Annotated in this window: 20 protein-coding genes and 1 riboswitch; of the genes, 10 read left to right on the top strand and 10 right to left on the bottom strand. The window is 40.4% G+C overall.

The window, feature by feature from the left end:
- Positions 1–490 precede the first annotated feature (490 nt).
- Positions 491–580 carry a putative holin-like toxin gene (locus GGQ95_RS18890; protein ID WP_221212134.1) on the top strand — a complete coding sequence of 30 codons (90 nt, stop codon included), beginning with the start codon at positions 491–493 and terminating at the stop codon, positions 578–580.
- Positions 581–2,179: 1,599 nt separating this feature from the next.
- Here the strand turns inward: GGQ95_RS18890 and GGQ95_RS15600 are convergent.
- Together GGQ95_RS15600 and GGQ95_RS15595 are read right to left on the bottom strand one after the other, a co-directional pair.
- Positions 2,180–2,878 carry a SurA N-terminal domain-containing protein gene (locus GGQ95_RS15600; RefSeq protein WP_183187119.1) on the bottom strand — a complete coding sequence of 233 codons (699 nt, stop codon included), beginning with the start codon at positions 2,876–2,878 and terminating at the stop codon, positions 2,180–2,182.
- Positions 2,879–2,882: 4 nt separating this feature from the next.
- Positions 2,883–3,218 (bottom strand): hypothetical protein, encoded by a 336-nt coding sequence (locus GGQ95_RS15595; protein WP_183187118.1) that lies wholly within the window; start codon positions 3,216–3,218, stop codon positions 2,883–2,885.
- Between the two features lie 492 nt (positions 3,219–3,710).
- Here GGQ95_RS15595 and GGQ95_RS15590 point away from each other — a divergent pair, with 492 nt between their 5' ends.
- The 5 genes from GGQ95_RS15590 to GGQ95_RS15570 all read left to right on the top strand — a co-directional run bounded on the left by GGQ95_RS15590 (position 3,711) and on the right by GGQ95_RS15570 (position 8,406).
- A complete protein-coding gene (locus GGQ95_RS15590) occupies positions 3,711–3,977 on the top strand; it encodes a helix-turn-helix domain-containing protein (protein ID WP_370514195.1) in 267 nt (88 codons plus the stop codon).
- Between the two features lie 57 nt (positions 3,978–4,034).
- The gene (locus tag GGQ95_RS18435; RefSeq protein WP_236546382.1) at positions 4,035–4,334 is read left to right on the top strand and encodes a hypothetical protein; all 300 of its coding nucleotides are present in this window, start codon (positions 4,035–4,037) and stop codon (positions 4,332–4,334) included.
- A 13-nt stretch (positions 4,335–4,347) separates the two neighbouring features.
- The gene (locus GGQ95_RS15580) at positions 4,348–4,524 is read left to right on the top strand and encodes a transposase (RefSeq protein WP_159719240.1); all 177 of its coding nucleotides are present in this window, start codon (positions 4,348–4,350) and stop codon (positions 4,522–4,524) included.
- 1,881 nt (positions 4,525–6,405) lie between these two features.
- Complete coding sequence (locus GGQ95_RS15575; protein WP_044742564.1) at positions 6,406–7,407, top strand: acyltransferase family protein; 1,002 nt, start codon at positions 6,406–6,408, stop codon at positions 7,405–7,407.
- A 534-nt stretch (positions 7,408–7,941) separates the two neighbouring features.
- On the top strand, positions 7,942–8,406 hold the full coding sequence (locus tag GGQ95_RS15570; RefSeq protein WP_066148986.1) for a DinB family protein: 465 nt from the start codon (positions 7,942–7,944) through the stop codon (positions 8,404–8,406).
- Between the two features lie 525 nt (positions 8,407–8,931).
- Here GGQ95_RS15570 and GGQ95_RS15565 read toward each other — a convergent pair.
- The 4 genes from GGQ95_RS15565 to GGQ95_RS15550 all read right to left on the bottom strand — a co-directional run bounded on the left by GGQ95_RS15565 (position 8,932) and on the right by GGQ95_RS15550 (position 14,710).
- Complete coding sequence (locus GGQ95_RS15565; RefSeq protein ID WP_183187117.1) at positions 8,932–9,900, bottom strand: sporulation protein; 969 nt, start codon at positions 9,898–9,900, stop codon at positions 8,932–8,934.
- 441 nt (positions 9,901–10,341) lie between these two features.
- On the bottom strand, positions 10,342–11,007 hold the full coding sequence (ytaF, locus tag GGQ95_RS15560; RefSeq protein WP_066148984.1) for a sporulation membrane protein YtaF: 666 nt from the start codon (positions 11,005–11,007) through the stop codon (positions 10,342–10,344).
- Positions 11,008–11,136: 129 nt separating this feature from the next.
- Entirely contained in the window at positions 11,137–12,966 is a 1,830-nt protein-coding gene (locus GGQ95_RS15555) for an APC family permease (protein ID WP_066148983.1), read from the bottom strand.
- A 115-nt stretch (positions 12,967–13,081) separates the two neighbouring features.
- Positions 13,082–13,225, bottom strand: a riboswitch (cyclic di-AMP (ydaO/yuaA leader).
- A gap of 147 nt (positions 13,226–13,372) precedes the next feature.
- Positions 13,373–14,710 (bottom strand): TrkH family potassium uptake protein, encoded by a 1,338-nt coding sequence (locus GGQ95_RS15550; protein WP_369815535.1) that lies wholly within the window; start codon positions 14,708–14,710, stop codon positions 13,373–13,375.
- Between the two features lie 380 nt (positions 14,711–15,090).
- Between GGQ95_RS15550 and GGQ95_RS18430 the strand changes: the two genes are divergently transcribed.
- Both GGQ95_RS18430 and ltaS read left to right on the top strand, forming a co-directional pair.
- On the top strand, positions 15,091–15,210 hold the full coding sequence (locus GGQ95_RS18430) for a hypothetical protein (protein WP_312856950.1): 120 nt from the start codon (positions 15,091–15,093) through the stop codon (positions 15,208–15,210).
- A gap of 669 nt (positions 15,211–15,879) precedes the next feature.
- Positions 15,880–17,850, top strand: a complete 1,971-nt coding sequence (ltaS, locus tag GGQ95_RS15540; RefSeq protein WP_066148981.1) for a lipoteichoic acid synthase — start codon at positions 15,880–15,882, stop codon at positions 17,848–17,850.
- 176 nt (positions 17,851–18,026) lie between these two features.
- On the opposite strand, the gene GGQ95_RS15535 is transcribed toward ltaS, so the two are convergent.
- The 4 genes from GGQ95_RS15535 to GGQ95_RS15520 form a co-directional block, all read right to left on the bottom strand.
- Positions 18,027–18,737: a DsbA family oxidoreductase gene (locus GGQ95_RS15535; protein ID WP_066148980.1), complete on the bottom strand. Its 711-nt coding sequence runs from the start codon at positions 18,735–18,737 to the stop codon at positions 18,027–18,029.
- Between the two features lie 145 nt (positions 18,738–18,882).
- Positions 18,883–19,650, bottom strand: a complete 768-nt coding sequence (locus tag GGQ95_RS15530; protein WP_312856949.1) for a MerR family transcriptional regulator — start codon at positions 19,648–19,650, stop codon at positions 18,883–18,885.
- Positions 19,651–19,984: 334 nt separating this feature from the next.
- Positions 19,985–20,863 (bottom strand): putative RNA methyltransferase, encoded by an 879-nt coding sequence (locus tag GGQ95_RS15525; protein WP_231734632.1) that lies wholly within the window; start codon positions 20,861–20,863, stop codon positions 19,985–19,987.
- A gap of 790 nt (positions 20,864–21,653) precedes the next feature.
- Positions 21,654–22,703: an NAD(P)/FAD-dependent oxidoreductase gene (locus GGQ95_RS15520; RefSeq protein ID WP_183187115.1), complete on the bottom strand. Its 1,050-nt coding sequence runs from the start codon at positions 22,701–22,703 to the stop codon at positions 21,654–21,656.
- A 186-nt stretch (positions 22,704–22,889) separates the two neighbouring features.
- Between GGQ95_RS15520 and GGQ95_RS15515 the strand changes: the two genes are divergently transcribed.
- Together GGQ95_RS15515 and GGQ95_RS15510 are read left to right on the top strand one after the other, a co-directional pair.
- On the top strand, positions 22,890–23,690 hold the full coding sequence (locus GGQ95_RS15515; RefSeq protein ID WP_183187114.1) for an ABC transporter ATP-binding protein: 801 nt from the start codon (positions 22,890–22,892) through the stop codon (positions 23,688–23,690).
- Complete coding sequence (locus GGQ95_RS15510; RefSeq protein ID WP_183187113.1) at positions 23,687–24,610, top strand: iron-hydroxamate ABC transporter substrate-binding protein; 924 nt, start codon at positions 23,687–23,689, stop codon at positions 24,608–24,610. The genes GGQ95_RS15515 and GGQ95_RS15510 overlap by 4 nt, the downstream gene beginning before the upstream one ends.
- The last annotated feature ends 3 nt before the right edge of the window (positions 24,611–24,613 follow it).

The raw sequence follows: 24,613 nt of genomic DNA, 5'->3' as shown, positions 1-24,613 counted from the left end.
TCCTCTTTTTCTAGCTAACCAAGTATTCTATCTTTTTTCGTTTGCCGCAAAGCCCCTTCTGTGTATACTTCGTAAAAATCAACAAGGGGCAGAATATTATCTATATAAATACAACTTGAAAATAGACATGGATTCCTCCGTATCTCTCCGTAAAAACGATCTGATTCGCCGCTTTTCCGCGGTCGCCGACATACTTCCAACCAACAGCGAATGTTCATCAGACACATGTCATGTGTTCGCTGGCGTTTTTGCCCATAGCATGAGGCAAAAGGGCAACGGTCAGCCGTGTACTTTCACATGTCGTTGGACTGCTGTAAACCATGTCGAAAAATCAAACGGCCCTTGTCTACATTTCTACAAAACAAAACATCAATCTTCTCGATCTTCCGTTTCCAACAGTTGTAAATATATTGTATAATAGAAAGGCAATAATACGGGAGAACTCAAGGGTGGATCGGCATGTAACCCCTTTATCCTCAGAAAGGGGGTGATGCCGATGACGGTGTTTGAAGCGTTAATGTTTGCGATCGCTTTCGCAAGCTTAATCGTTTCTATTCTATCCTTTCACCAAAAGAAATAGCCCACCCTTGAGTTAGCAGCCCATCGGTGGACTATTTCCCCATATGGCTGATCCCCCTTGCAGGGAACCGTGTTATTGCAGGGCCAAGGGTGTTGCAGCATCCTTGGCCTTATTTTATTTATACAGATCTTTTATATATATTATACATGATTCATTCGGTAAAATGGAAGCCGATGCGGCGCAAAATAGAGCATTTTCCACCATGTATCTTATTCTATGCCCGCCTCGTCCGCCGTACCACTCAAATCTTTACTAAAGGTTTGATACCACTGAACATCATTGAATATGTGAATAGGCGACCGTTCTTGATCCAATATTACCAGATTATACCTAGATTCCCCTTTATGTAATTTCTGAATCAACGCTTCTGAGATCGCAGCGCTCCATGAAGATTCGATCACAAGGCTATTGGAAAGCTGCCCATTTTCATGAAGAGGGCCCTTTACAGGCTGGGACTGCTTTACATGCGTGTAACGGGAGAGCTCTTCTGGATATTAAATCATAAAATAATAATCGTTGTACTGCCCAAGAGCTTTATACAAGCTTTCTGAGTAGCTGGACAATCAAATTTTCTGTGATTCTAGTGTATTTACAGCGCTGACATCACCATTGCTGAAGCAAGGCGATGAGATCATCATCGCCATATATGTCTTGAGAAAGCAATTAGGTCTTCCCTCGAATGAGCCTGGCACTTTTTGATGGTCGAACGTTTATTTCAAACGACCGATTTCCTGAACGCTCTCGATATCACCAGCATTGTCGAAATCCTGATTTTTCCCGTATCTTCGTTTATATCTAATTAGTAATGCAATGTGTTTTTCTAGAATGGCCTAAAAGGATTAGATACGACAGTTTTGTAAGATTGGTCGTTATCCGGAAAAATATATTTTGTTTCCATGAGCGCTTATTTCTTTTCTGCGGTCTTTTACGACTTGAACAAGAGCATCGTAAGTAGGAGGTAATACTGAATGACTAGCCTCATTTCATAAAAAACAGCTGTTCTTTTATCTTGGGCTGATTATATCACAAAAAATCGAGAGAAATGACTTTACTATGCGCCTACCAAACTTCATCTCCAACTTTCCTTTCATTCAGAAGTTGGAGGCTTCTTTTGATGGGAAGTTTAAAATTAGGTAGGATTCTCCTTTCCTTAAGATTTTTGGACTAAAACTCGTGGTGCCAGATCCAATCGATTTACTTGGGGGCAAATGTTGAGGATCAAGTGGGATCGATCATGTGCCTGTCATGTCCAGCTAACACCATGGGTGACCTAAATTAGAGAATACCTACCTTTTCTCTTTTGCCCTAGCAGCATTCTAAATACAAAATTTCATACACCATTGAAATCCCAAGGTCCTTCACGTTAAATCAATAAATTAAGAATTAATAGAATCAAGGGCATAAGAATAATACTTACAACTATAAAATACCCTACATATTTAATCCATTTAGGATAAATCTTAAAATTAAGGCTGCTTCTTTTCAATTTCCCTCCCGATACTATATTTTGTAAATCCTCGATTGAAGAAAAGATTTCATCATTCTCCGTATTATGGGCTTTCTCCATAGATTGTGTTTCGTGGATATCCTTAATATTCATCACTTCCTTTCTTCCGATATTGATCCTTGAATAAATTCTACTTTTGATTTTTTTACCAAATCCTTCTGATATTTTTCCCAAGCCTTTTGTAGTTCATCAATATTAACATCTTTAGTTTTAGCTTTTCGTTCATTAAAAAACTGTTGTTTCAATTTGCTGATTTTTAAAGCTTTTTTATATGCTAACACAGCATACTGATTCCAATATTCGTTTTCAGAGATACCTAATGCCGAAAGATAGTCTTGGAGAAACTGTATTGCATATTCGTCAGAAGATTGTTCCAATATTTGACGCATTTGTTTTGTAAATTTTTCTGCTTCACTTTCATCAACAACAATATTTTGTTTTTCAGCCTCTTCTTCTAACACAGCATTTTGAATAAACTCATCTTTTATTTGTTCATCACTTAATAATGAATTTCCGTTATTTAATTCTACAATATTTCTGCTTATCTGGAACTCGTTAAACTCTTTATTAGTAAAAGATTTCCCATTAATTTTTAGAAAAGGCTTTACAGCCTGTTCCTTTATTTTTTTGTGCTCTAGTTTTAAATAAAGATACGCGTTTTGATTTAGAGATTCCCTTTCAGCTTTTACATGTGAAGAATGATGAAAAACACTTGAAAAACTTAATCCTACAATACACAATCCTACAATAAGTGTAAGTTGTATTAACTTTATTCGTTTTGATTTTTCCATAAAATTAATCCACCACTCCTTCAGTAGTATCAACAACAAATGACATAGGAGTTGTACTTGAACTACTATATGTTACAGCTCCTATTGCCTTATAGGTACTACTATCAACTAAATCGGTATTGGGCTTTCCGTATCTAAAACCTGTTATATTATTAGGATCTGCAATGTAACTACCTACATAAGGAAGGGAATGGGTTGACCAGTAGGAATCATCTTTATAATATTTAATAGTACCTACATTTAAACTACATTTGAATGGAAAGAGAGCTCCATTAACAATATATGCATATATATCTTCATACGTAATAATCTTCCCTGGATAACTAACTGTTATGTTCATTGTTATATCCGTACCAACTGTAAAAGGAACCAGTACCCCCCCCCGGAAGCATAATAAACGACATGAACCTCATAATCATGGGACTTATTATTGTGTGTTGATGCCGATGCAAATGCAGGGGATAAAATCAGAAAAAGGAATGCAAGTACAAAAATACTAAGATATTTATTCTTCACAAAAATATCCTCCTTTTTTATTTATTATGGACAAATTAAAAATGGAGCTCTCTGTACCTACACTGATCTTCCACCTCCGAATGCCGAAAGAAGTTAATTTTAATTTACAGTATTTAGTCATCTTAACTTCTATATATAGCTGATTAACTGTTTCGACCTGATTGGATTATCATTCTTCGTTCCTGTCCATACTCTATAGTTAGAACTTAAGAACGAAGGAGCAGAAGAAACTATGGCACGTCTTATGATTACTCATGGTCTTACACCCACTGATTGACGAAAGTTCGAGAAATAACAAGACCATGTTCACTTACGTCTGCGTATTACAGCGGTTCGTCTTGTCATGAAAGGTTATACTGGAAAAGAAATCGCTCATTTATGTCATCCTTATCGTCAATCCGTGGCTACTTACGTTAAAAAGTTTCATAAAGAGGGAATAGAGGCCTTATTAGAGCGAAAATGCGGACTGGGACCCTCCTGCTTTTTAACAGCCGAACGACAAAACGAACTCAAGCAAGTCATTCTAGCTACGTCCCTTTCTGATTATCTTATCGATTGGGCGGACGACACCGATCATTCGTGAGAATGTGCGCCGTACCTATGGTATAGAGATGAGTGGTACAGGGATTTTACGTATACTTTGGTGGTTACGTTTGAGCGATACTCACCAACCTATGTGTTGGCCAAAGCGGATCCAGAAAAACAACAGGAGTTTCAACAGGAAATCGACCTAATAAAAAAACTTCTGAATCATAACATGATCCTCCTGTATCAAGATGAGACGCATATTCGCACTTATCAAAGTCTTCATGCCACATGGTCAGAAATAGGCAAACAAAAACAAGTGCTCACGTATGGACATCATGCGAGTGTGACCTTATTTGGTGCGCTGAACGCGATAACGAGAGAAGTGTTGCACCAAAACCTTCTCGTCTTGTAAACAGGGGGAATTTTTGTCGTTTCTTCAGTTGATGGCGAATCATTACAAAGAGAAGTTGACTACCGTGGTCGTCGACAATGCCACCATTCATCATTCCCAACTCATTCAGGATTTTCTTGCGAAGAACGAACGGATTTTGTTAATTGATTTACCGCCTTATTCACCGGATTTAACCCCCATTGAGCGATGATAGAGATGGCTTAAAGAAACGGTGATTGCGAATTGTTTTCATCCGGCCCGTTCTTCAATCGAAGAAGCCATGAACTCGTTTTTGAGCGAGATTTCCAAAAGGTCCAATCACGTATTGTGTCGGGTAGGCATCGCCTACGCTCCATGTCGAAAAATTAAATCCGTTTTATATAATTACTTCACCAAAACAATATTACTTAAATCCAAAAAACTCTCTTTTTTCAATTTCCCCCCAAATTTCAATCGTTTTTTACAATTTCGAATCCCCCCTATCGTTCTCCTGTCTTTTTCAAGATTTACAACTCTTGCTTTTAATCTATCAAATAAAATGAGAAAAAACATCCGTATTTTCCACAATTTTGATTGCGGAAAATACCTATATTTTCATTCGTCCCAACTCAAAACCCCCCAACGGAAAGGCTCCGCTAGGCGGCATATACTTAGAATGATAAGAGATCAATAACAACAACCAGCACGATCCGGTAATGGCAAACGGAATAAGGGGAATATGGCGAATGAGTCACAGAAAAAAAGCGGATCGCAAATACGGCCAAAGCGAAGGTGTCGAGAAAAATGGAGGATCAGCAGCGATGACGTATGGCTGTTTTTGCAGCAGTGACACTTCTTTCGCCCCCCGACATCATCGGAATGGTCATTTATGAGCAGGAAGCCGATTTATGTCTCCTGTTAAATAGAGATGCCAGATTATAAGGTAAACAATGATTCCGCCAAAAGCTAAAAACATCCAAACGGTAAGTAAAAGAGAGAAGCTTCCGGCTCGGACTTTCTGTACCGCTATGATCGAATAAGGGGGGAACAATATAGGAAGTATTGTTATTTCTATCCACATACCAAATCCCCCCTTACTCCTGTATATATGCTAAACCTTCACTCTTGCCAAGTAATATTTGGAATCCATATACGCATTCTATATGGCTTTACCTTCTGCATAAGCAATTGAAGCTGAGTCTTCAGTTAATAAACCCGCTAATATTTTGGACCACGTAGGTTCTGGCGCTAGATATAATGTAACGACAAAGCCAATAACTCCACTGCCCACTTTAGCTGCCATTTGACTTTATTACTCATAAATGTATCGACTGAAGACTTAAACCCGTTCAAATCATATATTTCAATAGTCCATCCATCTGTTTTTTATAGTTAAGTAGCGATGTACGTGTTTTTATTCTCTCTTGCTTCCACTGCTTTCATTTCAGAATCGTCTTTTACAATTTTTGCTGTTAACTTCATTTCTGCTCCTATCTCATTTGAGTTAACAGTCTCTATTTGTAACTGGGCCAAGGGAGAAATAATAATGAAGGCTGATACATTAAAAATTGAAACTTAATGGAGCGTTAAAGAAGAGTCATGAAAGCAGCCAAACAGGGCTTTGCAAAAGAGAATACATGCCTAGAACAGTTGAGCATTTGATCGAATATGCATATCACAAGGGTGGATTGTACTTTATTTTACTAAAAAATACAGACTGATCGGACTTAACAAAAGCGATGGCCATTGATTCTTATTGGATCACCAACACATCTGTCGTTAGAAGATCCTTGCGCTGGAAACTTGACAATCAAAAATCTTTCTGTAGACTTGCCTTCATTATGTATTCGCGTGACAAAGCTCGAAATCATCCAACCTCTCACTGCCATGAAAATGACGGGTAGCCATCAAGCAAAAGATATTCTGTTTTTACAGTACAGAAGTACCACATTATTCCGAAATTTTGTCTATTTTCCAAGTTGCATGAATCATTTAGCACATTCTTCCTAGAAGCAAATGCACAGTTTCTTTGTAAAAATTTATGTTAGAATAGGTTTTATATGATGAACCTATGCCGTACATCTTCAATAAAAATATGGATTGGGAGGAAAAAATGAAAGAGCGAGATTATTATTTTGATAATGCGAAACTCTTTCTGATTTTTTTGGTGGTTTTAGGACATTTTCTGCGTCCGTATATCGAAAAAAACGAATTGGTCCATAGTGTGTATGTTTGGATTTTCTTATTTCATATGCCGGCGTTTGTTTTGATTTCAGGATATTTCTCAAAAAACTTCCATAAAAAAGGCTATTTAAAAAAGATGGCCAAGAAAATTCTGCTTCCGTATTTTGTTTTCCAGCTGATTTATTCCCTTTACTATGCCTTCTTGTATGAACAAGACGATCTTTCTTTAGATTTTCTTGTTCCGCATTGGGGACTATGGTTTTTATTAAGCTTGTTTACGTGGAATGTGATGCTGTATCTTTTCGCGAAGCTGCCGAAAATCTATTCGATTGGTTTAACCATATTGCTAGGGATTCTTATCGGATTTACCGATGTGGAAAAGTTTTTAAGCTTGTCTCGTACATTTACGTTTTTTCCGTTTTTCTTATTTGGCTTTTTGCTGAAAAAGAAGCATTTTTCGATTCTGTTGGAAAAGCGCTTTCGCCTCGCAGCAGGAGTCGCTTTATTATGCGCTTTTCTGGTCATTTACTGGATGGCTCCTAGCTCATCTGCAGAATGGTTGTACGGTTCCAAATCCTACACGACCTTAGGCGTCAGCGAGGAAACAGGCGTTCTCTTTAAGCTGCTTCTGTATATGGCTAGCTTTTTCATGACGTTTTGTTTTCTGGCACTGATTCCGGAAAGAAAGTTGACCATTTCTACGCTTGGGACGAGAACGTTCTATGTGTATATTTTGCATGGGTTTATTTTAAAATATTTGCACGACGCGACGCCTTTTCCGGATATCATTGCTAAAATTAACGGCTATCCGTTACTAATCATTATTTCAATAGCCCTGATATTTTTACTGGGAAGCAGACCCGTCATTCGTATCGTCAAACCGATTGCAGAATGCCGCATTCCTTTGAAAAAGCAGCTGCTGTCTCGATGATAAGCAGAAATGTTGCGGGGATCAAGGATTCCTCTGTAAATCCCCGCAGCGCCCTGCTTATATTTCACTCCTCTTAAATATACTCCCGTTATTTCAATCTCGCCACTTCTAGTCCTCCTGCCGTTGCTTGCTAAAAACGATATGTATCTTCATTCCGCATCCTCCTCCATTTAGATGGCAAAACTCAGCAAACGATCGCCATGTGTTTTTTAAAAACTAACCTTTTGTCTGAGCCTTTTCCTAAGCAGGCAAACCTTGCACATCCAATCCCAGATCCATACAATCAGAAGGATGAACACCGTGTAAAACCGCTTTTGTGAAAAAGCTGCAGATTCCATGATCAATCCTTGCGTGTTACGAACGAACAAAGGCAAAATTCCCCTAACCAAAACACATAGCCGGTCAACGAAACAAAGAGCATCCCCTTATTTCCAAGCCAAATGAGCCCAATCGAAAACCTATTTTTTGCAAAAAACTGATTTTCATTTTAACATAAGGCTAGGAAAAATTTGATGATCAAAGGAGAGACTGTTTATGAGCCGCGCTCAGCAATTTGTCCAATACTTTTTATCACATCGCCACGTAACGGTCGAACTCATTCAAAAAATTGAGCCTGAACGTTACGATTACAAGCCGGCGCCAACTTCTATGTCGGCAAAGGAACTGGCTACCCATATGCTGTTTACCTTCTATCAGTTCGCTCAAACAGCGAAAGAAGGAAATCCGAGGGTATTGACTGAAAAAATCGAAGAAAATGAAACCGACCTTCGTAAGCTAGCGGAAGTGTACACAGAAAAAACAAAAAACTTGTTAGAATCTTTAACAGATGAGGATTTTGAGCGTACGCTTGATCTAACCAAAATTTTTGGCGCGCCTTTTTCTGTTGCCCAATTTCTGCAAACAGCCATGGACCACGAAATCCACCATAAAGGCCAACTGTTTGTCTATGTGCGCGAAATGGGGCACGAAACGCTTCCATTCTTCATTAAACGTGGTTAGCCAAGAATGGTTTGAGCGAAAACATGGTTGGCATTCCTATCATCATAAGCCATCTTTGTAAAACCGATAACAAAGGGCAAGTCTATAGACTTGCCCTCCTGCCACGTTATTTATGAAACAGAAGACTGAACAAAATGGCTTTTTTATTCACCCATTCATTCATGCAGCTCTAGTGTCTTATGCCATGCCAAATGGCGGATGTCGGTATTCATGTTTTTCTCCACCTCATAACAATCGGCCCATCGCCATTTACTATATATATAAAAATGGAGAAAAACGTCACTAAAAAATGCGGCGCCGTTCATAAATAACCGTGCTTGCTTATTTCTCTAGATGTTAAAGCGCTTGGCCGTCCGTCCCCTTTTCCTGCCAAGCGCTTCTCTGATTCATGGTGAACGTGCATTTGGCTAGATTATACGCCATTCACTAGCCACACGACAAAGGGCTAATGAATCACTCACCACTTGCGTTCACATTTCAATCAATAAGCGAAAAGCATAAAATGAACCTGTACCGTTCCGTTCATCACAGCCAATCGCCGCCATCATCATCTCCGTCCAACCAATCATCCACGATATCTTCTACTCCATCATCCAGATCAAAGGCATTGTCTATGACATCATCAAGCAGTTCTTCCGCCACCATGCCCGCAAGCATTCCGGCCGCAAATCCGCCAATCGCCCCCATCATTCCGTGAGAATGACGTGCAGAATGAGAGCTGTATGGAGCAGCCTGCGGATAAAAAGGAGCGGAATGGACACTGGGATGAACACGAGGCTGTTGCACCATTTCCTGCAATAATAAACGAAGCTTTTGCATAACGGCTTCTTCCTCATTCATTTCATCATATGTGAAAAAGATATCCCGTTTTAATTCTATCTCCCCATAGCCATAAGATCCGCTTAACACATCTACTTCCAGCCGCAAGCGCAGTCCCTGTTCTTCAAAGAAAACGAAACATTCCACTTCTTGAATGATGCCGCGAAACTCTCCTACTGGGAAAAACGCAAACTCCTGGCCATACGTAGTGATTTTTCCAGAATCCGCTTTTTCCCGAAAATCGAGCTTGTCCAATGCGGCAAACAGCTTTTCCAATGGAGCTGGCGGCAAAATCCGCACAGCATCTTTATCCATCGCATCGACTCCATCAGCAATATCAAGACGTGTAACAAATATATAATCAACGCTGTAGCGTGTAATCGGTAAATGAAGCGGAACGATATAAGAAAACGGCCATACTTTTCTCTCTCCTGCATGCACAGTAAATGACGGAGCAACCGGAATGACTGCTACTGCGCGGCGATATTCTTGGCCGTTATGACGTACAATAAGATGCAGTTCCACATCGAGTTTGCGGATATGCTGTTCTACCGTTCCTCCTTCAATGATAAACTCTCCTTCTATCTTTTCGCCAAGTCGCACATGGGGCTGCTGTAAAATAAGATTCACTTTTGCAGAGTCCACACCGAGCTTCGACAATAGTTTCTTAAACATACTTTACCCTCCTCATGATTATGCTATTTTGTTTACGAACGAAGGCAAAAGAAGGATTCAAGCAAACGAATAAAAACTCCTCCACTCTATTAAGAGACGGGAGACTTCTCGGTGGATGATGTTCAAGAAGCCGCAGGTTAGTCAAACGAAACTTAGCTTTTAAACATGTAAAATTCAGGCTGATTTTAAGCAAGCGAATGTTCGGGCAATACCGCGTTCATTATGAAACAGCGCGTTGCCTATGGCTCTTTTACATATTTGGTTAGCAAAAACAGGTTAACGTTTGCTTTCGGGTGCCGAAAAAATCCATGACTTTCTTTTCCGAAAACTATTCGCTCCATCCGATTTCTACGATGGATAAATATAACGGAACACTTATGCTCTCCAAAAGCAAGATTCAAAAAATCCTAAAGGCAAGCAAGGCCTTTAGGATTTTTTAGGCTACACAAACATTTTCATCAACCCGAGAAAAATTAAAATCATTCCCGGGACCATTGTCGCTTTTTTCATGATTTTCACATTCGAAAATTTGTAGCCTGCTCTCAGGCCAAAACGAATAAAGACTACGTTCATGACAGATACGAGCAAAGCAAGAACAAGCGGCTGATATCCAAGAAATGAAGCGCTTAGGCCGGCACCGAACGCATCCATTGATAACGCGAAACCGATGAGCATCGCTTCTTTTGCACTGATGCTGCCTGATCCATCAAGATCGGCTAATGAAGGGCGCTTCAGTACTTGGATGACAATCCCAAATCGCTTCAAATGAACACGCCATATTCTCACTGTTTTTGAAGTGGCAGGTGATTCAGACATCGCCTCTTCAAGCTCATCTTCACGCTTTTTTAATACATTGTAAATCGCCCATACACCTAGCGCAATTAAAATGAATGCAGCCAACGATTGCTCGACCCGAACAGGCAGCCATGGTATAAGAAATGTTCCGACGTACATGGATACTAGCAGCATGGCGCCAGAAAACAGAGCAATGACAATCATGGATGAGAGCGGGAACTTCATCTTCCGCAGCCCATATGTCACGCCAACACTCAAGCTATCTAGGCTTACCGCTAAAGCCAACATCACCATAGATACATATTTTAGCATTGTTCGTTCCCCCTGCGATACTATATGCATCACCAATCGCAAGGGAAACTCGTTCATGCTCTATATACCATATTCGACACTGTTCGATTTCCGGGGAAATATTTTTCCCTGCCTCGACATTTCCTGCAGCTATTCTTTTAAGTGATATGGCAATGTAGCAATGACAATATCCTTTTTCAAAATCAAAAAGAAACGCAAGAAAATGGCTGTCTGGTTATGCAACAGCGTATGCCACCATTTTTTCACAATGAATTGCGGCATTAAAATTGTAATAGGAGCTCCCATTGTCTCTTTTTCCAGTTGGCTAATATAGTCGAGCATCGGTGAAAGAATCGTCCGATATGGTGAATAAATGACCTTTAATTCAATATTTGGATAAAATCTCTCCCATTTCGCACGCAGCTTTTGCTCCTCTTCCTCATGAAAGACAATGGAGATAGCGGTAATATCCCCAGAAATACTTCTCGCATATTGAATTGACTGGGCTACCAGTTTACTCACTCCTGAAATCGGAATGACCACTTTTGGTTTCATCACCTTTTCTCGGCTCTCCCATTCTTGCTCATCAAGCTTTAACTGTTCGCCCAGATTATCGTAGTGAGAACGAATTCGGTAAAACATCATGACGAGAAGCGGAATAGACAAGATCACAAGCCATGCTCCTTGCGTGAACTTAGCCACAATCGTAATAATCGTTACCAATCCTGTTGCGATCATACCCGCCATCGTCATAGCTAATGTAGTAGCACGCTTCTTATCCTTCCATAATTTTTTCACCATTCCTCCCTGGCCTATCGTAAAGGAGAGGAAAACCCCAACAGCGTAAAGTGGAATGAGTGAATGAGTTTCTCCCTGGAACAAGATGATTAAAAGAATCGCTAATACGCTAAGCAAAATAATACCGTTTGAAAACACTAGACGATCTCCTCGTGCTGCTAAACTTCTTGGCAAAAATCGATCATTTGCAATAATGGATGCCAGCTGCGGAAACCCAGCAAAGCTTGTATTCGCCGCCAAAACTAAAATAAGCATCGTAATCAGCTGAAATAAATAAAAGAGTAGGCTGTTGCCAAACACATGATGGCCGATCTGTGAAATAACGGTTTTATGCTCTACAGGTGTTACCCCAAAACCTGTAGCTAAAATCGTTATCCCTAAAAACATCGTCCCCAATAAAACAGACATCCATCCCATCGTAAGCGCCGCATTTTTGGAGCAATCCGGCTTAAAGGAGGGAACGCCGTTACTAATGGCCTCTACTCCTGTCATAGCTGAACATCCGGATGCAAACGCTCGAAACAAAATAAACATGCTATATCCAGATGTAAAGAAATGTTCAAAAGAAGCATGCTCTTTATGATTAAATCCGTTCCACCCTTCATGCCAAAGCTGCCATCCGCCAACAGCTATTAACACAAGTACAGAAATAATAAACAAATACGTCGGATACGCAAAGACAGTGGCGGATTCTGTAATGCCGCGAAGATTTAAAATCATAAGCAATAGCACAAGAAGTACGGCGATTTCGACTTTCCAAGAAAGCAAAGCGGGAAAAGCCGATGTAAGCGCCGCAACACCAGAGCTAATGCTAACAGCCACCGTAAGAACGTAATCAATCATGAGCGCTGCACCAGCGACCAAGCTTGTCGTCGTGCCCAAATGATCCCGCGCCACCACATAGGCGCCCCCGCCTGAAGGGAAGGCATAAATAATTTGCCGATAAGATAGTGTGACAACCAAAAGCAGTACTATAATCGCTAACGCAATCGGCAACGAATAGAAAAACACGCTCGTTCCTAACAACATCAGCACAAGCAAAATTTCCTCTGTTGCATACGCAACCGATGATAGAGCATCAGATGAGAATACAGCCAACGCTTTCCATTTCGGCAATTTCTCATGCTTCAGCCGCTTCGTCTCCATCGGCGAACCAATTAATAAACGTTTTAATGACGCCATTATTTCTACTCCTTTTAACGATCAATTTCTCATGAACTTTTTATGCTTACACATAGAATTCCCAAAAACGCAAAAAACCGTCAAGGATGTCCTTAACGGTTGCACAGCGCGCTCCACATCCCTCCCAAAACGCTTACGAGGTTAGCTGTCGGGTTGGGACTATGAGAGTAGCCCCTCCTATTTAAGGATTCACCCCAAGTAACAAAATGGTTACAATATTGGTTCCCCCGCTCCATAACGGATTCAGCGATTCATGTATCTATGAATTATAGGTGTTATCTTACTCTCTTCGATTTTTATTGTAAAGAAGCAGAAAGAAGAGATTTGGAAGGAATAACCGTATTTTATTGTCGTTTTACTTTTATTTTTGCTGTTTTCTCACGCTTGCTTTGATTTTTAACGTTTTTTATCCAATCATAATTCTCCCCTTTGGATAACGAAACGGATCGGGCTTGCGATGCAACGTAACAGCATAAGCAATCGTCAACGGACCTACACGGCCGGCAAACATCGTTAACATAATCAACACCTTTCCGATCGGAGACAGCTGCGGGGTCAATCCCATCGACAAACCAACCGTACCAAACGCTGATGTGGCCTCAAATAAAATCATTAAAAAATCTTGGCCGGGCTCTGTAATCGTTAACAGCATTGTAATTACTATGACGATAAATAAACCGCTTAATGTCACGGTCAATGCCTTATAAATCGTGTCATAAACAATCCGTTTCTTAAAGAAAGTAACATCTTCTTTTCCCTTAATTTGCGACCAAACCGCCCCTAAAAGGGTTACAAAAGTTGTGGTCTTAATTCCTCCACCTGTCGACCCTGGCGATGCCCCGACAAACATAAGGAAAATAATGAGGAACAGCGTAGGCTGCGTTAAATCCGGAATGTTTAATGTGTTCGCTCCAGCAGTTCGCGGCGTTACGGCTTGAAAAAGGGATGCCAAAAATTTCCCTAACGGGGACAACGGTTGCAATGTTTTGGAGTTATGAAACTCCAATAAAAAAATAAACAGCGTACCGAACACAACAAGCAGACCGCTCGTTATCAAAACTAATTTGGTATGCAACGAAAAGCGGCGCGTTTGCCGGTATTCATATATTTCGTTCATAACGATAAACCCGATTCCGCCAAGCGTAATTAATGCACATACGACAAGAGTGACAACAGGGTCCTCCACGTATCCTGTCAGGCTGCGAAATTCGCCCATTAAATCAAATCCAGCATTATTAAAGTTGGAAATGGCATGAAACATTCCAAAATAAAACGCCTTTGCTAGAGGCATATCGAAGGCAAAGCGAATCGTCAACAGCAGCCCCCCGATCAATTCGATGACTACTGTAAACACCAATATCCGTTTGACAAGCCGGACGATTCCCTCAATTGACAAGTTATTTAATGCTTCTTGAAGCAGAAGCCGCTCTTTTAATGAGATGCGTTTGCCGATTAAAAAAGCAAAAAATGTGGCAAAGGTCATAAACCCTAAACCGCCAACCTGAATTAAAGCTAAAATCACCAGCTGTCCAAATAACGTAAACGTCGTTCCTGTATCCACTACGACAAGCCCTGTCACGCAGGTTGCTGATGTCGCTGTAAATAAAGCATCAATCCACGGAAGCCCCTTGCCATCGTTTGTAGCAACCGGAAGCGTTAATAGCGTTGCACCTAGCAAAATAATGAGTGCAAAACCCGCCACTAGCACTTTCGGAGGGTCAAATATATATCTCCTCATATTCATCATGTTATGCCTTCCTCCCTTAGTCACACCTATAGGCTGATACTCCTTACCCTTCATCATACATGTCAAAAATATACCAAAAAATGCATCTGTCTTGTACCATGATTTTAGCAAAGAATAACAACGAGTGGAAAGATGAAGATCGTTTCGATTCATCATCTTGATCCTAAATCCGTCCAACGTTTTTTCAGCGAACACCGAGCAGCTCAACCATGGTCATTTCCATAGAAATATACGAATGGAGCACACTGAATGGATTTGCTGCACTTAATTATTGCGGAGACATCGCAGGACTTCTCGCATATATTTATGAAAGAAGCCGTTTGTGAAATTGTTTATTAGACAGCCGCGAAGAGGGAAAAGGAATAGGCACTGCTTTATTGACGACATTGGAAATGTTTGCTCAAAAACAAGGCTGTCGCCGTATGGAACTGATCACAACTTACGGTTTTATCCAAACAGAGGAGATCCGATTATTCAAGTATTTCCCAATGCTGTAGAAAAGGCAAGGAGCTTAAAACCAAGCAGCCCATTGAATAGATAGGATGATATTCCCATTCGCGACGAGCTTTTGCTTGCCAAACTGTGATAAATGCAAGATTGGCAATCCTCATTTTTAAGCATCACGATCTCCCGCGAATCCTATGCTTAGATACAACTAAAAGATGGGACATATACTCAAAAACCGAATTCCCTATTCTCGATAGTTGGAGACAAATCCGTGACTTGTCTCGGTTACGCTCCAGCGCGACCCAAAATCGAACAACCAGACGCTCCCAGACACATTGATTTGTCTATAAGCCATGTTGTCTAATCCAGTGATCGCAAAAAACAGGCAAATTTCATATTGATGTAAATGTTCACATGTATAATAGTTGCTTTTTCATTTTGTTTGAGGTAAATTATTCCACAAGGGAACGACCCAACTTTTTATGCTGAACGTTTAAATGCTCTAAAAACAAAGAATACTTGCTGCTTAATGGCCATGTGCTTCGTTGTTTTAAAGAATATTCACAACTTTATGCTAGTTGACATGAGCGTTTTCCTGTATAATATAGTAGTTAGACATTTATATATAAATCTCAGCAATTGGTCATAAATGCAATTCGTGCTCCATATATTAAAAATCTAGAATGAGAGAATAAGAGAAAATAGAGGTGAATAAAAAGATGAAGGGGATCAGTAGTAGTGTTATACGATGGTTCCAGCGCATATCCGACTCACACCTCCGCTTTTTTGCATTAGCGGTTTTATTGTTTTGGATGAAAACATATACTGCCTATCGAATGGAATTCAATCTAGGCATCAGCAACTCTATGCAACAGTGGTTGCTGTTTATAAATCCCGTCAGTTCGGCGCTTTTCTTCTTAGGTCTGTCTTTGCTGGCTAAAGGAAAGCGTTCATATATTTGGCTGATTTTGATTGATTTTGTTTTGTCGTTTATTTTATATGCTAACATTGTATATTATCGCTTTTTCAGCGACTTTATCACATTTCCGACTCTAACGCAGACGAACAATTTCAGCAGCTTAGGCGGAAGTGTATTAGAGCTGTTAAAATGGTACGATTTTATTTATTTCTTAGATACCATCATTATCGCTGCTGTTATTATTAAACAGCGCGCAAAATTACAGCCTATTTTCTTAGAGCGCTATAAAAAGAACTTGCTGTTTGCTACCGCCATTTTTACGTTTGTTACCAACTTGGCGCTAGCGGAAATTGACCGTCCGCAGCTGCTAACAAGAACGTTTGACCGTAACTATATTGTCAAATATTTGGGTATGTATAACTATGTGATTTATGATGCGATTCAAAGCATGAAGTCATCGACACAACGCGCATTTGCGAATAAGAGCGATGTCACGACCGTACTGAACCATGTGCAAGCGACTTATGCAAAGCCTAATCCTGAATATTTTGGTAAAGCAAAAGGAATGAACGTCATCTATATTCATTTAGAGTCATTCCAAAACTTCCTCATTAACTACAAATTAAATGGACAGGAAGTTACGCCGTTTTTAAATTCGTTAACACGCGACCCTAACACCATGTATTTTGATAACTTTTTCCATCAGACTGGACAAGGGAAAACGTCTGATGCTGAATTTATGCTAGAGAACTCCTTATTTGGCTTGCCACAAGGATCGGTATTTACAACAAAAGGACAAAATACGTACCAAGCAGCGCCTGCGATTTTAGGCCAGCTTGGCTATACATCTGCGGTATTCCACGGCAACTATAAAACATTTTGGAACCGCAACGAAATTTATAAATCGTTCGGATTTAGCCATTTCTTTGATGCAAGCTACTATGATATGAATGACGAAGACGTGTTAAACTATGGTTTAAAAGACAAGCCGTTCTTTAGAGAGTCCATACCGTTGTTGCAAACATTAAAAGAACCGTTCTATGTTAAATTTATTACGTTGTCCAACCACTTCCCTTATTTGATTAATGATAAGGAAGCAACGATTCAGCCTGCGACAACAGGTGATGGTTCAGTAGACCGTTATTTCCAAACGGCTCGATATTTAGATGAAGCGATCAAAGAGTTCTTCGATTATTTGAAGCAGTCTGGTTTGTATGATCGCTCGGTCATCATCTTGTATGGAGACCATTACGGCATTTCTGAAAATCACAATGAAGCCATGTCGCAAGTGATTGGTAAAGAAATTACTCCTTTTGAACATGCACAATTGCAACGAGTACCGTTATTTATCCGTGTTCCGGGAGTAAAAGGCGGCGTGATGCACCAATATGGCGGACAAATCGATTTATTGCCAACAGTGCTTCATTTATTAGGAATTGACACGAAAAATTATATTCAATTCGGTACGGATCTATTGTCGCCAGATCATCAACAAATTGTGCCATTCCGTAATGGTGATTTCGTCACTCCGACCGTTACAGCAATCAATGGAAAATATTACGAAACGCCAACAGGCGAACCAATTGAGAAAAATAAAGAGATCGAACGTGACGAACAAATTGTACGAACAAAATTAAGCCTTTCTGATAAAGTCGTCTATGAAGATCTATTGCGCTTTTATACACCGAAAGGATTTAAGCCAGTCGATCGAACAAAATACGACTACAATAATTACGAAGACAAAAAAGAAGAAAAAATAGAGCAAAAATAAAAAGGGAGCTGTGTAAAGCTCCCTTTTTTCCATGATGTTTTATCGAAACAATGAACACGGCCTTGCTGAAAACAGACGGTTCTGTCAAAACCGAGCCCCGTTTTTTCACGATCGATAAATAAACTGTAGGAGGACGGCCATATAGCCTTGAATCAGCGCTTTCAGCATGAATTTTTTCATGAACGCGGCGAACAGCTGCCATTTTCACAAGCTGCGCCGTCATTTGGCGCGATCTCTTTTCGAGATGAAGACTGCTGCTCCCCCCATGCTTTTTGCAAAACTTGCACAAATATCTCTGTCGGCTGAGCTCCTGAAATCGCATACTGGCGATTCACAACAAAAAAAGGAACGGCTCTTACACCGAAGCGTTGCGCTTCTGCCTCATCACTTCTTACCTCTTCGGCATGCTGTTCTGTTTTAAGCATCTGCTTTACTTCTTCCCCCTTCAAGCCAATGGCTTCAGCAAGCTCTGCTAGCACATGATGATCACTGATCTCTCGAGAATCAGTAAAGTAGGCATAAAACAGCTTTTCAGCCATTTCGCTCATCTTCCCCTGCTTTTTCGCATATTGAGCGAGGCGATGAGCATCGAATGTGTTCAATGGCTTCATTTTCTCAAAACGAAACACTAAACCAACAGATTCTGCCTGCTTGGCCACATTGTCAGTCATTCGTTTTGCTTCTTCGGTGGAAATGCCATACTTCTCAGCCAGATGCTCCACAATCGTCATATCATCTTGTGTTTTTGCATTCGGATCTAGCTCAAAGCTGCGAAAAATAACTTCAATTTGGTCTTTATACGAAAGTTGCTCAAGTGCTTGCTCTAATCTCCGTTTTCCAATATAGCAAAACGGACAGACAAAATCTGACCATACTTCAATTTTCATTGGATCTCCTCCACATTCAATCTGTATTGTCTATTGTAGCGAATCATCCAAAATCTGTTCAACTCCTTTGTTTGTCATCAGATGCTGGCCAAGCACAAAAAGAAGAGAGTGGACCAAGCCGACTCCCTTCTTCTTTGTTTTTTGACTATTGCTTTTTCATTCCGGTATAAATCAGCACCGCATCTCGCAGAAACTCGGCTGCTCCAGCGTGTTTGCGGTTATAATAAGCAGCAAACCGTTCATCATCCACATACATTTGCGTAACTCCCACATGAGCTTCTTTCGTATAGCTTTCCCAAAAATGACTGAGCCATTGCCGATGCAGATCAGCGGCTTTTTGCGCTAAATCGCTTGCTGGATCTCCCGTCAAAAAAGCCTCATTCAACGTATCAAGCACTTCCTGTTCCAGCTTCTTCACCTCGGCATACTGTTCCTCTGTCATGTTCAGCACCTTCTGATTGGCACGGTCAATCGTTTGATCTCCATATTTTTCTCTAATTTCTTTTCCGTATTTTTGCTCATTTTCGTCGATCAATTTTTGCTTAAACGCCGCAAATTTTTCTTGATCACTCATAATTCTTCTCCCTTCCTTCGCATCTAATGTTTTCTCTACATTGGCAATTAATAAATCTAATTGCCTGCGTTTTTCCAGAAGCTGTGTACGGTGTTCTTTCAGTGCCTCCACTTCATCGAAGCTGGGAGAATAAATCATCTGCTTAATCGTCTCTAAGTCCACTTCAAGCTCGCGATAAAATAAAATCTGCTGGAGCATATCGACTTCCTTTTGCCCATAGATGCGGTAGCCAGATGAGCTGATTCTAGCGGGCTTGAGAAGCCCAATTTCATCATAATACCGCAATGTTCGTCCCGTCACTCCGGCCAGCTTCGCCAGCTGATGCACCGTATATTCCACGCTTTCACCTCCTGACATCTTCACTATAATCCTTTACGTAGCGTAAATGTAAATAGGCGATTGATAAAAATTTTTTCCATCCTAAAAAATGATGTCATAAACACCCACACAGTTGAAGGTATTTTCGTAACGAAGTCGTAAACAATGCCGCTTTCACGCATCGAAGCCGTGCTATTCAGCACCAGACCACGCCAAACCATCTCGACCATATCCAATCAACTCCATTACAAGCACCAATGAATGATGATCCTCTCCTATCTTGCCTTCGTGTAGAGGTGGGAGACTTCTCGGTGCATGGTGTGTTAAAAATTATAAATTCCTGAAACAATTTTATTTATTTTTTTCCAAATAAAATGGTCAAATCCATCGTGATTTCATTCACTTCCATCCGCAACGCTTGCTGCTGCTTTTCGGCTGCAATTCCCCAAGATAAAGGGGTCATTTGAATGACCGCAGCCATCCATTCTTGAGCGATGGCTGCTTTATATGTGACACGTTCGATAGCTGTTATTCGAAAGTCGTCTTGAAATCGTTGAATCGTGCGATCATTTGTATAGGCTTTTCTAGCTGTCTGTCCATAAAAATATTCTCTTATCTCTTGCAAATGCTGCTTGCCGGGAACCACCTTTATCATCGTTCCACCATTCATTAACACTCTCTGAAATTCTGCATAATTAGCCGGCGATAAAATATTCATAATAAAATGAAATTGTCGATCCCTAAATGGACAGTTAGCAATATCCGCAACGCACCAAATCAAATTCGGGTATTCTCTTGCGGCTATATAAACCCCTTCTTTAGCAAGATCGATTCCAACGCCGAGCAAGCGACTGGCCGTTTTTCTCTCTACATATTTCTTGAGATGAAATAAATGAGAGCCTTCTCCGCAGCCTGCATCCAATAGCTTAATCACTTGATCTGTATCAACTAACTCATGAATCATGTAGTCGCTAATCACCTGGTTCATCGGCGCGAAAAGGCCGGCTTGGCATAAGAGATGCCTTGCTTCAAACATTTGCTTTTCATATTTCACTTTAGGAGAGTGAGTAAATAAATTTACATATCCTACCTTTGATAAATCAAATGTATGACGATTTATGCATTCCAAGCTTTTCACATGCTGAAGCTCCATAGCTGCAGAGCAGACCGGACAACGAAAGATCGCAGAAGACGCAGCCATCAGCTGAGCTGCTAACCTTTTTTTATTTGACATCTCAATTCCTCCATCGTTTTTCCTTCACATAGTGTTCTCCAGTGATCGCCATCATTAAAAATAACCATTATCATTCCAGCATGATGCAAAATAAAAGAGACTGTCTTGTCAAGACCTGACCCATCTGTGCATTTTGCTGCATAGAAAAAATGCTTTCTATCCAGAGGATGGAAGTATGGATCTAGCCTTTCAATATAAGACAGTCTCTTCCAAAATAAAAGGAAAGCGATGAAGCACGATTCAACGATGGGGGCCATGTGAAATGAGCTTTCACTGTGTGTAAGCCCCCTTTTCGCTCGACAATCGATGTTCACATCAAATTTCCCCCTCACATTTCAGTGGCGGAATCTGAAGAGCATGTTGATCTTTTTGCTGTTTGGCTGCTTGATAACTGCCATAAAAAAGCCATCGGTATTTAGATTGCTTGCATCGATCTAACAATAAAAAGGGGGCACTTGTCTCCCCCTTTTTTATGATTGCATGATTAAGCAGCATCCATCGGCGTCTTAGCCAATGGAACACCATATAACATCTATATGGATCTCGTTTTCCCGCAAATAGGCAGACCAATCCCATTCCCTGCACATAGGCAGAGTCTTTGAACGATATTCAATTGATGGTTCAAAGAACTGGAAATCGAAGTCTCATAAATACTGCCAACGGAAAAAACTCCTTTTCTTACAAATCTTTATTTATTACTGTAATACAAAAGCTCCCATTCATCAAGTCATATGTGATACCTTCCAGCTACATTTCCAAAGCGCCATCTTGGGCTTGCAGCTAAAAACGTTTATTTCATCATTTGTTTTATCAATTCTCGGTTACGCTCTTTAAAGATTTCGTTATGGGATGATACCATGCCAAATTTATCAGCCTTAGGTTCGATAAATTGTTTCGCGCTATTGACTGCATTGGCGGCATCTTGAAAGGCTCCCGCAATCAAATGCAATTTCCCATCGTATTTTAAAATATCCCCCGCCGCATAAAGCCCTGGTACAGAAGATTCACTATTGGCATTGCCCGCGATGTAGTAATGATCCATCATTTGAATATTCAGTTCACTTTTTTCCAACAAGGAGGAATCGCGCTCATAGCCATGGTTCACAATGACTTCATCAATTGCCAAATAGATGACCTCTCCTGTTTCTTGATTGGTTAGCTCGACTCGTTCAATCCGTTCATGATCCTCACTGGCAATCAATTTCGTAATCGAGGTATGAAAATAACAAGTGGCCGAGCTGTTCAGAAGCTGCGTCACCTGCGATTCATGGCCTTTCAGCATCTCCCCCCGATACGTCAAATACACTTTTTTAGCAATCGGCACTAATTCATTCGCCCAGTCAATAGCCGCATTGCCTCCTCCTGAAATAATGACCGTTTTATTTTTGAAGCGCTTTAACGACTTCACTGTATAGTGCAGATTAGCTACTTCAAACTTTTCCGCGCCCTCGATCTCCAATTTTTGCGGCTTTAATATCCCGCTCCCCACTGCAACAATGACCGTTTTCGAAAAATGCTGACGCCCAGAAGCGGCCTGCAATATAAACGTGCCATCTTCCATTCGTTTCATCGCTTCAATCTTTTCATTGAGAACCACGGTAGGATTAAAGGTTAATCCTTGCTTGACAAGCTGTTCAATTAATTGTTCCCCTGTGATCGGTGCATGTCCTCCCACATCCCAAATCATTTTCTCCGGGTAGACATGGAGCTTGCCTCCCAATTGCGGCTGATACTCAATCAGCTTTGTTTTCATTTCTCGCAATCCGCTATAAAATGCAGCATACAAACCCGCCGGCCCGCCGCCAATAATCGTCACATCATATAATTCATCATGATTCATCTATATTCCACCTCTCCCAGAACTCAAACACTGATTATCATTCTCAATTAAATATACATCCTTTTGACCTATTTTACAACAAATAGTGATTGACAATTGAAAAAAAATAGCTTTAAATTATATATTGAATTGATAATGATTATCGTTTTTATCCTTTTGCGGATATGTATAAAGGGGGGTAGGAGCATGGTTCGCTTATATACAAATGAATTAAGTATTGGCTACAATGAGCGCTTAATTGTTAAAAATTTAAGCATACAAATTCCCGATCAAAAAATCACAACCATTATTGGACCAAATGGATGCGGAAAATCCACACTATTAAAAGCGCTGACTCGTATTATCGCACCACAAGCTGGAACCGTGATATTAGACGGCAAGCAAATCACAAGCGAAAACACGAAGATTCTCGCAAGAAAAATGGCCATTCTTCCGCAAACTCCGGAAAGTCCGGGGGGCCTGACGGTCGGGGAATTGGTTTCTTATGGCCGCTTTCCATATCAAAAAGGTTTCGGGCGCTTGACCAAAAAAGATTATGAAGTCATTGACTGGGCGCTTGAAGTGACCGGAACAAAAGATTTCAAATTCCGATCTGTTGACGCTTTGTCTGGGGGACAGCGCCAACGCGTGTGGATTGCCATGGCGCTTGCACAGGAAACCGATATCATTTTCCTTGATGAGCCGACTACTTATCTCGATATGGCACATCAATTGGAAGTTTTAGAGCTTCTGCAAAAATTAAACGAAGAACAAAAACGAACGATTGTCATGGTTCTTCATGATTTAAATCAAGCAGCTCGTTTCGCAGATTATATTATTGCCCTTAAGAACGGGGAAATTGTCAAGGCGGGAAGCTGCGAAGAAGTCATTACGCGTGACGTGCTCAAGCAGGTCTTTCATATTGATGCCGAAATCGGGCAGGATCCTCGCACGCAGAAACCAATGTGTCTCACATATAGTCTACTTAAGGAGGAATACATCCAATGAAAAAAATCTTAATCCCGATCATGCTCCTATTTTTGCTTATTATGAGCGCTTGCAGTGGCAAAACAACCGAAACGAAAAACAGTTCGGCTTCCAAAGAAAAAGAAGCGGAAACGATTACGTACCAATCTGAAAATGGTCCAATCGAAGTTCCTGCACATCCAAAGCGCGTAGTAGTGCTCTCTTCTTTTGCGGGCCATGTCATGGCTTTAGGAGTAAATTTAGTTGGTGTTGACTCATGGTCTAAAATGAATCCCCGCTTCCAAGATAAACTAAAAGACGTAGCGGAAGTATCGGATGAAGACATCGAGAAAATCATAGAATTAAAGCCCGATCTGATTATTGGGTTATCCAATATTAAAAATATTGATAAACTAAGCAAAATCGCTCCTACTGTCACGTATACATACGGAAAAGTAGATTACCTCACACAATTTTTGGAAATCGGAAAACTTTTAAATAAAGAAAAAGAAGCTAAAGCTTGGATCGACGACTTTAAGAAACGCGCACAAAAAGCCGGAGAAGAAATTCGGGCTAAAATTGGCGAGAATGCTACTGTTTCTGTCATCGAAAATTTTGACAAACAAATTTATGTATTTGGTAATAATTGGGGAAGAGGAACTGAGATACTGTATCAAGAAATGAAACTAAAAATGCCGAAAAAAGTAGAAGAAACAGCGTTAAAGCCAGGCTACTATGCATTATCGCTAGAGGCATTACCTCAATTTGCTGGCGACTATCTAATTATTAGCAAAAACCCAGATACTGATAACTCATTCCAAGAAACAGAAACCTATAAAAACATTCCAGCAGTCAAAAACAATCATGTATTTGAAGCAGATGCTAGAGAATTTTACTTTAACGATCCACTTACATTGGATTATCAGCTCGATTTCTTTATTAAGCATTTTTTAGACAAATAAAAA

This window comes from Anoxybacteroides rupiense, from assembly GCF_014196195.1.
GTDB lineage: Bacteria > Bacillota > Bacilli > Bacillales > Anoxybacillaceae > Anoxybacteroides > Anoxybacteroides rupiense.
The sequence above is the reverse complement of the archived record's forward strand: the minus strand, read 5'-3'. Positions and strand labels throughout refer to the sequence as shown.